General features: G+C 69.2%; 13 protein-coding genes and 1 pseudogene. 7 read left to right on the forward strand and 7 right to left on the reverse strand.

From position 1 onward, the window contains the following. Nucleotides 1–67: 67 nt before the first annotated feature. Nucleotides 68–328 carry a 50S ribosomal protein L27 gene (rpmA, locus tag FHW73_RS07245; protein WP_183426052.1) on the reverse strand — a complete coding sequence of 87 codons (261 nt, stop codon included), beginning with the start codon at nt 326–328 and terminating at the stop codon, nt 68–70. Between the two features lie 12 nt (nt 329–340). Next, complete coding sequence (gene rplU, locus FHW73_RS07250; protein ID WP_183426053.1) at nt 341–661, reverse strand: 50S ribosomal protein L21; 321 nt, start codon at nt 659–661, stop codon at nt 341–343. A gap of 313 nt (nt 662–974) precedes the next feature. Here rplU and uvrA point away from each other — a divergent pair, with 313 nt between their 5' ends. From uvrA to FHW73_RS07265, 3 genes are all read left to right on the forward strand, one after another. Then, nucleotides 975–4025, forward strand: a complete 3051-nt coding sequence (uvrA, locus tag FHW73_RS07255; RefSeq protein WP_183426054.1) for an excinuclease ABC subunit UvrA — start codon at nt 975–977, stop codon at nt 4023–4025. Further along, nucleotides 4022–4426: a thioesterase family protein gene (locus tag FHW73_RS07260; protein WP_183426055.1), complete on the forward strand. Its 405-nt coding sequence runs from the start codon at nt 4022–4024 to the stop codon at nt 4424–4426. Before uvrA ends, FHW73_RS07260 begins: the two co-directional genes overlap by 4 nt. Nucleotides 4427–4586: 160 nt before the next feature. Continuing rightward, nucleotides 4587–5342 (forward strand): enoyl-CoA hydratase/isomerase family protein, encoded by a 756-nt coding sequence (locus tag FHW73_RS07265; RefSeq protein ID WP_183426056.1) that lies wholly within the window; start codon nt 4587–4589, stop codon nt 5340–5342. Nucleotides 5343–5385: 43 nt separating this feature from the next. Here FHW73_RS07265 and FHW73_RS07270 read toward each other — a convergent pair whose 3' ends face one another. The 3 genes and pseudogenes from FHW73_RS07270 to FHW73_RS07280 form a co-directional block, all read right to left on the reverse strand. Continuing rightward, nucleotides 5386–6249: a sulfurtransferase gene (locus FHW73_RS07270; RefSeq protein WP_183426057.1), complete on the reverse strand. Its 864-nt coding sequence runs from the start codon at nt 6247–6249 to the stop codon at nt 5386–5388. Then, nucleotides 6246–7054: pseudogene (locus tag FHW73_RS07275) on the reverse strand (NUDIX domain-containing protein). The gene FHW73_RS07270 and the pseudogene FHW73_RS07275 overlap by 4 nt, the downstream one beginning before the upstream one ends. A 119-nt stretch (nt 7055–7173) precedes the next feature. After that, the gene (locus FHW73_RS07280) at nt 7174–7869 is read right to left on the reverse strand and encodes an FKBP-type peptidyl-prolyl cis-trans isomerase N-terminal domain-containing protein (RefSeq protein ID WP_183426058.1); all 696 of its coding nucleotides are present in this window, start codon (nt 7867–7869) and stop codon (nt 7174–7176) included. 181 nt (nt 7870–8050) lie between these two features. Here FHW73_RS07280 and FHW73_RS07285 point away from each other — a divergent pair, with 181 nt between their 5' ends. The 3 genes from FHW73_RS07285 to nth are packed head-to-tail and all read left to right on the forward strand — an operon-like array spanning nt 8051 to nt 9905. Continuing rightward, nucleotides 8051–8833: an enoyl-CoA hydratase-related protein gene (locus FHW73_RS07285; RefSeq protein ID WP_183426059.1), complete on the forward strand. Its 783-nt coding sequence runs from the start codon at nt 8051–8053 to the stop codon at nt 8831–8833. Further along, on the forward strand, nt 8833–9216 hold the full coding sequence (locus FHW73_RS07290) for a hypothetical protein (protein WP_183426060.1): 384 nt from the start codon (nt 8833–8835) through the stop codon (nt 9214–9216). Before FHW73_RS07285 ends, FHW73_RS07290 begins: the two co-directional genes overlap by 1 nt. Beyond that, nucleotides 9213–9905, forward strand: a complete 693-nt coding sequence (gene nth, locus FHW73_RS07295) for an endonuclease III (protein ID WP_183426061.1) — start codon at nt 9213–9215, stop codon at nt 9903–9905. The genes FHW73_RS07290 and nth overlap by 4 nt, the downstream gene beginning before the upstream one ends. Before the next feature lie 148 nt (nt 9906–10053). Here the strand turns inward: nth and FHW73_RS07300 are convergent, their stop codons facing one another. After that, a complete protein-coding gene (locus FHW73_RS07300; protein ID WP_255492855.1) occupies nt 10054–11652 on the reverse strand; it encodes a M20/M25/M40 family metallo-hydrolase in 1599 nt (532 codons plus the stop codon). A 260-nt stretch (nt 11653–11912) separates the two neighbouring features. Further along, nucleotides 11913–13214 (reverse strand): porin, encoded by a 1302-nt coding sequence (locus FHW73_RS07305; RefSeq protein WP_183426062.1) that lies wholly within the window; start codon nt 13212–13214, stop codon nt 11913–11915. Between the two features lie 295 nt (nt 13215–13509). Here FHW73_RS07305 and pstS point away from each other — a divergent pair, with 295 nt between their 5' ends. Next, on the forward strand, nt 13510–14544 hold the full coding sequence (pstS, locus tag FHW73_RS07310; RefSeq protein ID WP_183426063.1) for a phosphate ABC transporter substrate-binding protein PstS: 1035 nt from the start codon (nt 13510–13512) through the stop codon (nt 14542–14544). The last annotated feature ends 43 nt before the right edge of the window (nt 14545–14587 follow it).

The raw sequence follows: 14587 nt of genomic DNA on the forward strand, positions 1-14587 counted from the left end.
ACCACAAACGGAAAGCCCCGCTGTCCGCGGGGCTTTCCGGGTCCAACATGCCTCGAAGCGAAGATGCTCAGACCTCGGCGACGACGTTGACGGTGCGGCGGTTCTTCGGACCCTTGGTCGTGAACTCGACTTTGCCGTCGACCAGCGCGTACAGCGTGTGGTCGCGACCCAGGCCGACGCCGCTGCCCGGATGGAACTGGGTGCCGCGCTGACGCACGATGATGTTGCCCGCTTCGATGGCCTGGCCACCGTAGATCTTGACGCCGAGGTACTTCGGGTTGGAGTCGCGGCCGTTGCGCGAGGAACCTACGCCCTTCTTGTGTGCCATGCCTGCTGCTCCTTACTTGCTGCCACCGGCGATGCCGGTGATCTCGATTTCGGTGTAGTGCTGACGGTGCCCCTGCCGCTTCATGTGGTGCTTGCGGCGGCGGAACTTGATGATGCGGATCTTCTCGGCGCGGCCGTGCGACTTGATCGTCGCGCTGACGCTGGCGCCGGCGAGCGCATCGCCGAGCTTCACGCCGTCGGCGTCGCCGAGCAGCAGCACCTTGTCGAACTTGATCTCGCTACCGACGTCGCCGTCGAGCTTCTCGACGCGCAGCGTCTCGCCCGCCATCACGCGGTACTGCTTGCCGCCCGTCACCAGGACTGCATAACTCATGACCAGACTTCCTCTGTAGTTATTGTGGTCGCTGCCGCCATCGAGGGCGGACAGAAGCGGAATTGTAATGCGATCAGCGGCTTGCGGTCAAACCGCCCCAGCCCGGACGCGCGCGGGCGGCGCCTGGCGGGCCAGGAGCCGGCCCTGGCGCCTGAACCGCCTCGTCTCACGGTCTGCGACCGGCCCCCGTCACACTGGCGTTCGGCCGATTTGCCCCCAAATGACCGGCTCGGTAGTCTGACCGATTGCCCGTTCCCGCGCCCCCTTGGGGTGCGTGCGTGCCTCCCCCGCCCTCCAACCGGACCTGACGTCGATGGCGATGGACACCATCCGCATTCGCGGTGCCCGTACCCACAATCTCAAGAACATCGATCTCGACCTGCCGCGCGACCAGCTGATCGTCATCACCGGCCTGTCGGGCTCGGGCAAGTCGTCGCTGGCGTTCGACACGATCTACGCCGAAGGCCAGCGCCGCTACGTCGAGTCGCTGTCGTCCTACGCCCGGCAGTTCCTCAGCGTGATGGAGAAGCCCGATCTCGATCACATCGAGGGCCTGAGCCCGGCGATCTCGATCGAGCAGAAGTCGACCTCGCACAACCCGCGCTCGACCGTCGGCACGATCACCGAGATCTACGACTACCTGCGCCTGCTCTATGCGCGGGTCGGCAGCCCGCGCTGCCCCGACCATGGCTACCCGCTCGAGGCGCAGACCGTCAGCCAGATGGTCGACCAGGTGCTGGGCCTGGACCCGGAGCAGCGCTGGATGCTGCTGGCGCCGGTCGTGCGCGATCGCAAGGGCGAGCATGCGCAGGTCTTCGAGCAACTGCGCGCGCAGGGCTATGTGCGCGTGCGCGTGGACGGCGAGCTGTACGAGATCGATGCGCTGCCGACGCTGGCGCTGCGCCAGAAGCACACCATCGAAGCGGTCATCGACCGCTTCAAGGTGCGCGAGGACATGAAGCAGCGGCTGGCAGAATCCTTCGAGACCGCACTCAAGCTCGGCGAGGGCATGGCCTCGGTGCAGGCGATCGACGATGCGTCGATTCCGCCGCAGTTGTTCTCGTCCAAGTACAGCTGCCCGGTCTGCGACTACGCGCTGCCCGAACTCGAGCCGCGGCTGTTCTCGTTCAACGCGCCGATGGGTGCCTGCCAGACCTGCGACGGTCTGGGCATGAGCGAGTTCTTCGATCCCGACCGCGTGGTCGTGCATCCCGAGCTGTCGCTGGCCGCCGGCGCGGTGCGCGGCTGGGACCGCCGCAACGCCTACTACTTCCAGCTGATCCAGTCGCTGGCCCGCCATTACAAGTTCGACGTCGACGCGCCGTGGCAGGACCTGCCGCAGGCCTCGCGCGACGCGGTGCTACTGGGCAGCGGCGAAGAGACGATCACCTTCACCTACATCACCGACTCGGGGGCGCGCACCCAGCGCAAGCACCGGTTCGAAGGCATCGTGCCGAACCTCGAGCGGCGCTATCGCGAGACCGAGTCGGCCGCGGTGCGCGAGGAGCTGGCCAAGTTCATCAGCGAGCGCCCGTGCCCCGACTGCGGCGGCGCGCGGCTCAACCGCTCGGCGCGCAACGTGTTCGTCGCCGACCGGCCGCTGCAGTCGCTGGTGGTGCTGCCGATCGACGAGGCGCTGGCGTTCTTCGAAGGCCTGGAACTGCCAGGCTGGCGCGGCGAGATCGCGGCCAAGATCGTCAAGGAGATCGGCGAGCGGCTGAGCTTTCTGGTCGACGTCGGCCTCGACTACCTGACCCTCGAGCGCAAGGCCGACACGCTGTCGGGCGGCGAGGCGCAGCGCATCCGGCTGGCCTCGCAGATCGGCGCCGGCCTGGTCGGGGTGATGTACGTGCTCGACGAGCCGTCGATCGGCCTGCACCAGCGCGACAACGAGCGCCTGCTCGGCACGCTGACCCGCCTGCGCGACCTGGGCAATACGGTGATCGTGGTCGAACACGACGAGGACGCGATCCGCCTGGCCGACCACATCGTCGACATCGGCCCGGGCGCCGGCGTGCACGGTGGCGAGGTCGTCGCGCAGGGCAGCTACGATGACGTGCTCAAGGCGCCGCGCTCGCTGACCGGCCAGTACCTGTCGGGCAAGCGTCGGATCGAGATCCCGGCCAAGCGCCACACGCCCAACCCGAAGATGCAGCTGCGGCTGCTGGGCGCATCGGGCAACAACCTCAAGAACGTCGACCTGACGATCCACTCGGGGCTGTTCACCGCGATCACCGGCGTCTCGGGCTCGGGCAAGTCGACGCTGATCAACGACACCCTGCACTCGCTGGCCGCCAACGAGATCAACGGCGCCTCGCACAAGGCCGCGCCCTATCGCGAGATCGAGGGTCTGGACCTGTTCGACAAGGTCGTCGACATCGACCAGTCGCCGATCGGGCGTACGCCGCGCTCCAACCCGGCAACCTACACCGGCCTGTTCACGCCGCTGCGTGAACTGTTCGCGCAGGTGCCCGAGGCGCGCGCGCGCGGCTACTCGCCGGGCCGCTTCAGCTTCAACGTGCGCGGCGGTCGCTGCGAGGCCTGCCAGGGCGACGGCCTGTTGAAGGTCGAGATGCACTTCCTGCCCGACGTCTACGTGCCTTGCGACGTGTGCCAGGGCAAGCGCTACAACCGCGAGACGCTGGAGATCCTCTACAAGGGCCACAGCATCCACGACGTGCTGGAGATGACGGTCGAGGACGCGCTGGCGCTGTTCGAGCACCTGCCGCCGATCGCGCGCAAGCTCGAGACGCTGGTCGATGTCGGTCTGAGCTACGTCAAGCTGGGGCAGAGCGCAACCACGCTGTCGGGCGGCGAGGCGCAGCGTGTCAAGCTGTCGAAGGAGCTCTCGCGCCGCGACACCGGACGCACGCTCTATATCCTCGACGAGCCCACGACCGGCCTGCACTTCCACGACATCGAGCACCTGCTCAGCGTGCTGCACAAGCTGCGCGACGACGGCAACACGGTGGTGGTGATCGAGCACAACCTCGATGTCATCAAGACCGCCGACTGGGTGATCGACCTCGGCCCGGAGGGCGGTCACCGCGGCGGGCAGATCATCGCCGAAGGCACGCCCGAGCAGGTCGCCGCGATGCCGCAGTCGCATACCGGCCAGTTCCTCGCGCGCCTGCTGCAGACCGTGCCGGCCGAGGCCGCCGAGCCGCGGGCGGCGCGCAAGCTGGCCCGCAAGTCGACCGCGCACCTGCCCAAGCCGCTCCCGCGCAAGGGCGCCTCGACCAAGGCCGCCGAGGCGGACGCTGCGGTCCGCGCGGAATTGCGCAAGACCGACACCAAGCCCAAGGCGAAGCCGGCGGCCAAGCGGGCCGGCAAGACGACCAAGGCCAAGGGAGCCAAGGCATGAATGAAGCGAAGGTGCTGATCCGCGTGCCGATCGAGTTGCGCTGGCGCGACCTCGACGCGTTCGACCACGTCAACAACGCGACCTTCATGACCTATCTGGAGGAAGCGCGCATCCGCTGGTTCGACTCGGTCGGCGAACCCTGGGTCACCGATGCCACCGCGCCGCTGCTGGCGGCGGTGCAGATGAACTACCGGCAGCCGATCCCCTACCCCTCGCGCATCGTCGTCGAGTTGTCGGCGCAGCGCGTGGGCACGACCAGCGTCACGGTCGGCCACCGCATCGTGTCCGAGGACGGCGCCACGCTGCATGCCGATGGCCACGTGGTCGTGGTGTGGATCGACCGCGCGACCGGACGGCCAACGGCACTGCCCGAGTCGGTGCGGACCAAGGCGCTGGCCTGAGTCGAAGGCTGCGTGTCCCTGCGGATCGGGGCCACTGCGATGGCTCGCTCGGCCCGGAAGGCACGCACGCGGGGTGACGTGCCGCATACAGCGGGCCGGCCGATCGGGCGCGCCGGCGGCATCGGCTACCATCGCCGCTCCATCTGCCGGAAGGTCCGCGATGCCGTCCCCGATCGAGATCCTCGCCCATGGCCCGATCCGCGAGCTGCGGCTCGCACGCGCGCCGGTCAATGCGCTCGACCCGACACTGTGCCGGGCGCTGCGCGAGGCCGTCGAGGCGGCGGCCGACGACGGCGTCGCCGGTCTGGTGCTGTCGGGCCAGCCGCGGTTCTTCTCCGCGGGGCTCGACGTGCCCTACCTGCTGACGCTCGATGCGACCGCGCTGCGCGCGGCCTGGGACGGTTTCTTCGACGCCGTGCGCGCGATCGCGGCCTCGCCTGTCCCGATTGCGGCGGCGATCACCGGCCACGCGCCGGCCGGCGGCTGTGTGCTGGCGCTGGCCTGCGACTACCGGGTGATGACACGCGGCGAGTTCGGGATCGGCCTCAACGAAACCCAGGTCGGGCTGGTCGCGCCGATCGGGATCCAGCAGCTGATGCGGCGCACCGTAGGCCAGCGCCAGGCCGAACGCCTGCTGGTGGGCGGCCTGCAGGTCGATCCGGACGAGGCCCTGCGGCTCGGGCTGGTCGACGCCCTGGCCGAGCCCGAGGACACAGTGCCGGCCGCCTGCAGCTGGCTGCGCTCGCTGCTGGCATTGCCGCAGGCGCCGATGCGCGAAACGCGCCGGATCGCACGCGCCGATCTTATCGACGCGCTGCTGCCCGACCGGCTCGATCTCGACCGCCAACTCGCCGCCTGGCAGGCGCCCGACACCCAGGCCGGGCTGCGCGCCCTGGTGGCGCGGCTGGGGCGCTGACGCGTCGCGCAACGACGGTACACGCGTCGCGCGAGCGCAGGGTCTAGGGTCCGGTTGCCACCGGACGCGCGGGATCGTCGATCCAGCCGCTCCATGACCCGGTGTACAGCCGCGCACCGTCGAGTCCGGCATGCGCCATTGCCAATAGATGATGGCAGGCGGTCACGCCCGAGCCGCACATCGCGACCAGCGCCGAAGGCGGATGGCCGTCGAGCAGCGCATCGAACTCGCGCGCCAGTGCATCGGCAGGCTTGAACCGACCGTCGAGCAGGTTGTCCATATACGGCCGGTTGATCGCGCCGGGTACGTGGCCGGCGCGCGGATCGATCGGTTCGACCTCGCCGCGGAACCGGGGCGCCGCGCGGGCATCGACCAGCAGGCCACCCGTGGCGACGTGGCGCTGCACATCATCGGCCGTGTGCAGCAGCACATCGGCGTCGAAGGCGCCGGCGACCTCACGCGGCAGATGCACCGGCGTCTGCGCCTCGACCGGCAACCCCAGCGTGGTCCAGCGTGCCCAACCGCCGTCGAGCACCGCGACCCGGCGATGGCCGAAGCTGCGCAACAGCCACCACAGCCGCGCGGCAAATGCGCCGTCGCCGTCGTCGCAGGCCACGACCTGGGTGGCGGCATCGATCCCCCAGCGCCCCAGCACCTGCGCGAACGCCGCTGCCGTCGGCCAGGGATGGCGGCCGCGGCCCGGACCGTGTGGCCCCGACAGGTCGCGATCGAGATGCGCGTACACCGCGCCGGGCACGTGCGCAGCGCGCCAAGCGCGTTCGCCGGCATCGACGGCCGCGGCCGAGGCCGCGAGCGAGAACCGGCAATCGACCACGCGCAGATCCTCGCGTCCGAGCGCTGCGGCCAGCGCCTCGGCAGATACCAGCGTGCGCCACTCGGTGCTCATGCGCGCTCCAGATGACGACGCAGGTTCAACAGGATCGATGCGGTCACGCCCCAGATGCGGTGGGTCGGCGCATCGGGCAGCGTCTCGTACTCGAGCACATGGCGCGTGCGTCCAGCGAAGACGATGTCGACCCGGCGCAGCTTCGCCGGCGACATCAGAAAATCCAGCGGCACCTCGAACACCTCGGCGACCTCGCCCGGATCGGGCACGGGCGCAAAATCGGGATCGAGCATCGCCACCACCGGCACTACGCGGTAGCCGGTGACAGTCGCCAGCGGATCGAGAAAGCCCAGCGGCGCAGCCTGGGTGGGCGCAAGCCCGATCTCCTCGTTCGCCTCGCGCAATGCGGCCTGCAGCGGGCCGCCATCCTCGGGCTCGAGCCGGCCGCCGGGGAAGCTGACCTGGCCGGCGTGATGGCGCAGCGTGTCGGTCCGCCGCGTCAGCAACGCCTGCAGGCCATGCTCACGCTCGACCAGCCCGACCAGCACCGCGGCCTCGCGCAAGGTCGCGTCCGGCCCAAGCAGGCCCTCGAGCTCGTCGGCATTCCAGCCGCGTGTGGTCGGCGCGCCGTCGAGGGGATGCAACACCCGGCGCAGGCGTGCTGCGAGGACAGGTGGCGTCATGCGCGCGCGGCCTGGCGGGCGGGCAAGACCACCTCCATCAGGTGCCGGCGCTGGGCGTCGCTCATCTGCAGCCAGCGCCCGATCTCCTCGGTGCTGCGCAGGCAGCCGTGGCAACGGCCCTGGTCGTCGAGCGTGCACACGCCGGTGCACGACGTCGGCACGGCGCGGAAGGAAGCATCCATCGCGCCATTCTAGCGGCGCGACGCACGCGCCGCGTGCGCTTGATGATGTGGGCCCCGGACACGACAACGCCGACGTGCGGGGCACGTCGGCGTCGTGGGACACGCTTGCGAAACCGTGATCAGCGAATGCTGAGCAGCTTCACCATCACACCGACCGGCTGCTTGGCGATCTCCTGCGCGTTCTGCCCAGTGACGAACTTGCCCGGCGGCAGCACGATCTCGTAGACCGCGTTGAGCGGCATCAGCGGCAGCACTTCGCGCAGACCGGTGATCTGGGCCTCCGACACGCGGAACGGTGCGGTCTTGTCCTCGGCGCTGACGCCGATGCCGACCGGCACGATCAGCGCCTGATAGGCGATCTCAACCTGGCTCGACGCGGTCGGCTTGGCACCCGAACCGGCCTCAACGACGCGGTACATCACGCCGCTGGGCAGCGACACCACGCCTTCGCGCGCCTTGTACTCGGCCAGGAACGCCGAGGCCTTGCCTTCGTTCTCGGTCAGCGCCGCGCGACGCTCGGCGACGATCTTCTGCTGCATGCGCTGCTGGAAGCCGTTGTAGGCCGCGCCCATCTGCTCGGGGGTGTAGGTCGGCTGGCGCTTGCCGTGACCGTCCTGCAGGCCCTTGATGATCGTGTTGACGTCGACCGACTCACCGGTCTCGGCCAGGCGATTGCCCAGATCGAACCCCAGCGCATAGCTCAGCGTGGTCCTGTCGGTCGCCGATGCCGCGGGAGCTGCGGCCTGCTGCTGTGCGAACGCGGAACCGCTGAACGTGATGGCCGCCACGGCGGCCGCAATAAAACGCAACTTCATTCCCTGGTTCTCCGCTAGGTCAGATTTTTCGATATCGCCTGTACGAGAAAGGGCGGTCGAACCGCCCCTCTTGACGCGCTAGGATAGCGGTCGCAGGGCTTAACCGCCACTGACGACCTCCCTATCCGACCGCGCGCGGTCCGGCGAGTTCCAGGCGCCGGGTTCCGCGCCAGGAGCCCGTATGGCCGACTCCCCGCTGCTGATAGACGATCGCGACGGCATCCGCGTGATCACCGTCCACCGCCCGGAAAAACTGAATGCGCTGAACTCGGCGACGCTCGACGCACTGTTCGAGGCCTTCGAGGCCGCCGCGCAGGCACCCGAGGTGCGTGTGGTGGTCTTGACCGGCGCCGGCCCGAAGGCCTTCGTCGCGGGTGCGGACATCGCCGAAATGGCCGATCTGCGCCCGGTCGAAGGGCGCGATTTCGCCTTGCGCGGCCAGCGCACGATGCGCCGCATCGAGACGATGCCCAAGCCCGTGATCGCGATGGTCAACGGCTTCGCGCTCGGAGGCGGCTTGGAGCTGGCGATGGCCTGTCACCTGCGCCTGGCCGCCGACACCGCCAAACTCGGACAACCGGAGATCAATCTCGGCCTGATTCCGGGATTTGGCGGCAGCCAGCGCCTGCTGCGCCTGGCCGGCCGCGCGGCGACCCTCGAGCTGTGCCTGACCGGCGCACCGATCGACGCGGCCCGTGCGCAGGCGCTGGGCCTCGTCAACCGCGTGGTGCCGGCCGATGCGCTGGAAGCCGAGACGATGGCGCTGGCCACACAACTGGCGCAGGCGGCGCCGCTGGCGCTGCGCGGCATCCTCGACTGCGTCCTCGTCGGCGGCGAAGCCGCGCTCGACGAAGGCCTGGCCTATGAGGCTGCGCAGTTCGGCCTGGCGTTCTCGACGCAGGACATGCGCGAAGGGACACGCGCGTTCCTGGAACGGCGCAAGCCCAGTTTCGGAAACCATTAATGCCCGGCCAGCCCACTGCCAGCCCTGCTCCTGTACACCACCTGGTCGCGCTGCTGCGCCACGACGATGTCGATGGCGCGATCGAGGCCGGCCTGATGGCCGCCTGGCCGGACACGGCGCTGGCCGCGCTCGACGACGAGGCGCGCCGGCTACTGCTCGATACGCGCGCCCGGCTGCAGATCGCCTGGGACGCACGCGCGCGCTATCGCGAACGCGAGGCGCGGCGCGCACGGCGCGCGGCTGCAAGAGAGGCGGCACGCGCGCCGGCACCCGTCGCCACCCCTGCCACTGAAACGGAAGCCGCCCCGCCGCGGCCGGCGCTGCCGGCCAGCGCCGCGGCGATCCTGGCCCGCGCCAAGGCGCGCGCAGGCGGCAGCGCATGAGCGCCGATGCCCAACCCACCCCGCCGCGGCGCCGCGGCCCGACGCTGACCCGGGCCGAGATCCACGCGCTGTTCTCGCGCCTGCGCGCGCTCGATCCCGAGCCCAAGACCGAGCTCGAGTACACCACCCCGTTCGAGCTGCTGATCGCGGTGATCCTGTCGGCGCAGGCCACCGATGTCGGCGTCAACAAGGCCACGCGACGACTGTATCCGGTGGCCAACACGCCCCAGGCGATCCTCGACCTGGGCGAAGACGGCCTCAAGCGCCACATTGCGACGATCGGGCTGTTCAACGCCAAGGCCAAGAACGTCATCGCGGCCTGCCGGATCCTGGTCGAGCAGCACGGCGGCGAGGTCCCGCACGATCGCGCCGCGCTCGAGGCCTTGCCCGGCGTCGGCCGCAAGACCGCGAACGTCGTGCTCAACACCGTGTTCGGCGAGCCGGCGATCGCTGTCGACACGCACATCTTCCGCGTGTCCAACCGCACCGGCCTGGCACCGGGCAAGGACGTGCGCGCGGTCGAGGACCGGCTGCTGCGCGTGGTGCCCGAGGAATTCCTGCTCGGTGCGCACCACTGGCTGATCCTGCACGGCCGCTACACCTGCAAGGCGCGCAAGCCCGACTGTCCGAAGTGCGTGATCCGCGACCTGTGCCGGTTCAAGGACAAGACGCCGGGCACGCCGGACTGACCGCGCCACCGTCTCGCCCGCGTGCGCCCGCCCCGAGCGCCCACGGTGTCCGCCCGGGGCAAGAAACGGTGGGCCGGATGACAGGACGATCGGGCGCGATCGACCGAAAACACGCAGGCCGGCACATGGGCCGGCCCGCGTTGGCGCATCACTCGTCGCGTTCGACGAACGGCTTGCGCGGCAACCGCTGCTCGCGCATCGCGGCGTGATAGGCGAACGAGGCGATGATCGCCGCCGCCTGCTTCAGGTCCTCGGGCACCACGTGGTCGTAGGTGTCCAGATGGGTGTGGTGGACATGGCTGAAGTAGTCGGCCGGGTCCTGCACGAACTGGAAGCCTGGCAGGCCGACGCGATCGAACGAGATGTGGTCGGTGCTGCCGGTATTGCGCGTGGTGACGATGCTCGCGCCCAGATCGGCGAACGGCGCCAGCCACGCCTGGAAGATCGGCACTGCGGCATGGTTCTCCTGCGCGTAGATGCCGCGGATGCGGCCGGTGCCGTTGTCGAAGTTGAAGTACGTGGAGAAGCGGTCGTAGCCGCGCTGGCGCTGCAGCGGACCGGTGCCACGCTGGAACGACTGCGGCAGCGCTCGCTGCTCGGGATCGGTCGGTTCGGGATAGGCCGCCAGGTGCCTGGAGACGTCGCCGGCCGAGCCATGCAGGCCCTGCTCCTCGCCGCCCCACAGCGCAATGCGGATGGTGCGCTTGGGGCGCGCGTCGATCGCTTTGAGGATCCGCATCGCCTCCATCATCACGACCACGCCAGCGCCATTGTCGGCCGCGCCGGTCCCGGTGTGCCAGGAGTCGAGATGGGCACCGATGATCACCAGTTCATCGGCCTTCGAGCTGCCGGGCAGGTCGGCGAAGGTGTTGCTCGCTGGCAGGTCGCCATCGCTGGTGAAGCGCGCATCGACATCGACCCGCAGCCGCGGCGCCTGTCCGCGCTCGACCGCACGCACCAACTGGTTGTAGTGCTCGGCGGCGACGACCAGATCCGGCACGCCGACCGGCTCGCCAGCCTTGCGCGCGCCGCCGCCCATCACCCGGACGATGCCGTTGTCCCAGGAGCTGATCGACAGCGTCGCCAGCACGCCTTCCTCGGCGAAGAACGTATTGAGCGCCCGGTTGAGCGCCTGGCGCTTGCGGTACTCCTCCAGGCGCTTGTCCTGCGCGTCGCCAGCCGGGTCCTGCGGTACCGGGAAGGTCTGCAACTCACCCAGGTCTTCCTCGGTGTAGCGGCGGAAGTCGGGCTTGTCGGCCGGCTTGTAGGCGCGCGCCTCATCCAGCAGCACGATCTTGCCGGCGAGCTTGCCGCGCTGCTTGTCGATGTCCTCGAGGGTCTTGAACGTCGCCAGCACCACTTCGCCTTCAACCGGGCCATCGGTGCCAGGCGTCCAGGCCTTGGGCAGCGCATGGATCGGCAGCTCGCGCGGCGCGATCATCTCCACGCGCGAGGCACGGAAGTCCCAGCCGCGGCCGAACGCCGGATCGTAGACCTCGTCCTGCACCCGGCTCAGGCCATAGCCGCGCAGCTTGTCGCGCGCCCATTCGCTCGATCGCACGTAGGCCGGCGAATTGGTCAGTCGCGGCCCGACGGTCTCGGTGAGTTCCTTGAGATTGGCGGCCGCCTGCGAGCGGTGGAAGGCTTCATGGCGGATCCGGGCCACGACATCGAGGTCGACCGGCTCGATGGCCTGGGCAGACGCCAGCGCCGGCACCAGGACGACGGCGGCCAGTGCCGCCTGCAACAGGCGGAAAACGTTGGATTGCGTACTCACAAGACTCCCCGGGACTGCGGAACGAAGGCCCGCACAAAGGACGGGCCGGCGACGGCACCGTCCCCGCGGCGCCGGACCGCCATGCTAACCGCAGCCGCGGGTCGCGGCGTATCCCGCGCGCCCCCGCTCCTGTCGACACGCCGCGTGCATGCTGCCGATCGCAGGCGCCCGGAACGCATGAGGCCCACGGCATTCGCCGCGGGCCTCATGCATGGCGCAGATCGTGTGGATCAGAACGCGAACTGCGTGCGCAGCGCGTACTGCCCGGTTTCATCGCCGGTGAGCGTGTTGTCGCCCTTGGTGTAGTTGAACATGAAGCGCAGGTTCGGATTGACGTAGTAGTTCATGCCGACGATCCAGCTGCTGACGTCCATGTTGCGCACGTCCTTGTTCTCGATCGTGTCGTAGCGCGCGGTCAGCTCCCACAGCCCGCGGTCGGCGACCTTGGGCGAGGCGAAGATGCCGTTGCCCGGCTTGTAGGCCTTGTGGCCGCCGTTGAGCAGCCAGCTGCCCTGCACGTACCAGGTCGCGACGTCCTGATCGGGGCCGACCGGCTGGCCGAACGTGGCATTGGCGTACTCGCCCTGGAAGAACAGCGGCCCGAACGAGCCCGCGGCCTCGACACCGACCGCGGTGACCTGGTTGCGGCTGGCGCCGGTGGTGGTGGCGATGGTCTGCGACGGGCCGCGACGACCGGCGTAGTTGGCCGACGCCGAGAAGTCCGCCGAGCCCTGGTTGAGGTTTTCCTGGCTCACCCAGCCGCCAAAGTGCAGCGTGCTGTCGGCGGTGTTGATCGGCGCGAAGGTGACGCGCCCGGCGGCGCCCACGCCTTCGTTGCGGCTGCCCGAGGCGCTGCGCAGGTTGAACACCGACAGGCCGGCGGTGTAATTGCCATCGGCGCGCAGATAGCCCACACCCTGCTGGAACTGGCGGCCGTTGAACAGACCGGTGGCCGAGGCGAACGGCCGCTCCATCATCAGGATCTCGTTGGAACTGGTGAGCTCTTCCATCGAGCGGTACGGCTTGAAGTGACCGATGGTGAACTTGCCGCCCAGCGCCGACTTGGCAATGTAGACATCGCGGAAGCCATCCAGGCCGCTGCCGGCCGCGAAGTCCTGCTCGAACTTGTAGTCCCAGCCATAGGCCTTGCCCTGCAACGTGATGCGTGCGCGGCGGAACTCGGTCGTGCCGGTGGTCGAGGCCTGGTCGCGATCGAAGGCGTAGGCGTCGAAGTGCAGGCGGCCGCCGGCGGAGAACTCGAACTGCTTGTCGGCCGAGATGACCTTCAGCCCGCCCTTGGTGTCGACGACCGGCATCGTGGTCGCCATCTTGTCCAGGCTCTCCTGGGTGCCGATGTTGATGTCCGACTGCGCGTCGGTGCGCACTTCCAGCGCGTCGACCTTGGCCTGCAGTTCGGCCAGTTGCGCGCGCAGCGCGGCGACCTCCGCATCGCGCGGGGACTGTGCGGCGGCAGCGAAGGAAACGGACGCGACGGCGAGGGCGACGGACGCGGCCAGGATGGAATGACGCATGGTGGATTCCCGTGGAGAGAGTGAGAGGTGTCGAAGCGCCCTTCCGTGCGTCACGCCTCGCGTGACCCGCTCCGGCGTTAAGCGCCCGTTAGCGACGCTGCGCAGACTGCGCGGGCTCGCTGACAGGCCGATGGCAACCCGATGACAGTCCGATGACAGCGCACCCCCAGAGCGCGCCGCGCTCGCTCCCGGTCGCCGTCATCGCACGGTCACGGGATTGAAGCCGGAGCGTCATGCGGCATGCGTGAAATACGCCGCACGGCGCTGTGGGCCGTCCATCACTCCAGGGAACCTCATGTACGCACTGCTCAAGAACCGGGTCGCGACCTTCGCGCTGTCGACCACCCTGCTGGCAAGCGCATTCGCCGCGCCCGCATTGGCCAACGATGTCACCGGCGCCGGCGCCTCGTTCGTCTATCCGGCAATGACCAAGTGGTCGGCCGATTACCGCGCCGCGTCCGGCAAGCAGGTCAACTACCAGTCGATCGGATCGGGCGGCGGCATCGCCCAGATCAAGGCCGGCACCGTGGACTTCGGCTCCTCGGACGCACCGCTCTCGCCCGAGGACCTGGCGAAGTCCGGCCTGGTGCAGTTCCCGTCGGTGATCGGCGGCGTGGTGCCGATCGTCAACGTCGAAGGCATCGCCGCCGGCGCGATGAAGCTCGACGGCGCGACCCTGGCCAACATCTTCCTGGGCAAGATCACCCGCTGGAACGACCCGGCGATCGTCGCGCTCAACGGCGGCCTGGCGCTGCCCGATGCGCGCATCACCGTCGTCCACCGCTCAGACGGTTCGGGCACCACCTTCAACTTCGTCAACTACCTGTCCAAGGTCAGCCCGGAGTGGAAGAACGGCGTGGGCGAAGGCACGACGGTCAAGTGGCCGGTCGGCATCGGCGGCAAGGGCAACGAGGGCGTCGCGGCGTACGTCAAGCAGATCAAGGGCGGTATCGGCTACGTCGAACTGTCGTATGCGGTGCAGAACCGCTTGGCCTATTCGCGCCTGAAGAATGCCGCGGGCAACTTCGTCAATCCGAGCGAAGAGACCTTCTCGGCCGCAGCCGCCAGCGCCGACTGGGCCTCAACGCGCGACTTCCACCTGGTCATGACCAACGCCCCGGGCGAGAACGCCTGGCCGATCACCGCGACCAATTTCATCCTGATGCACCGCGAGCCGAGGAACCGTGCCGGCGCCAAGAATGCGCAGGACTTCTTCCGCTGGGTCTACGCCAACGGCGGCCCCCAGGCCCGCCAGCTCGGCTATGTGCCGCTGCCGGCCTCGCTGGTGCAGCAGATCGAGCGCTACTGGACCCAGAACGCGCGGTACTGACGTCTTCGACGCATCGCGCTGGCGACACCGCGGGCCGGTTGTC

It is taken from the genome of Luteimonas sp. RC10 (genome assembly GCF_014192745.1).
In the GTDB taxonomy this organism is placed as follows: domain Bacteria; phylum Pseudomonadota; class Gammaproteobacteria; order Xanthomonadales; family Xanthomonadaceae; genus Luteimonas.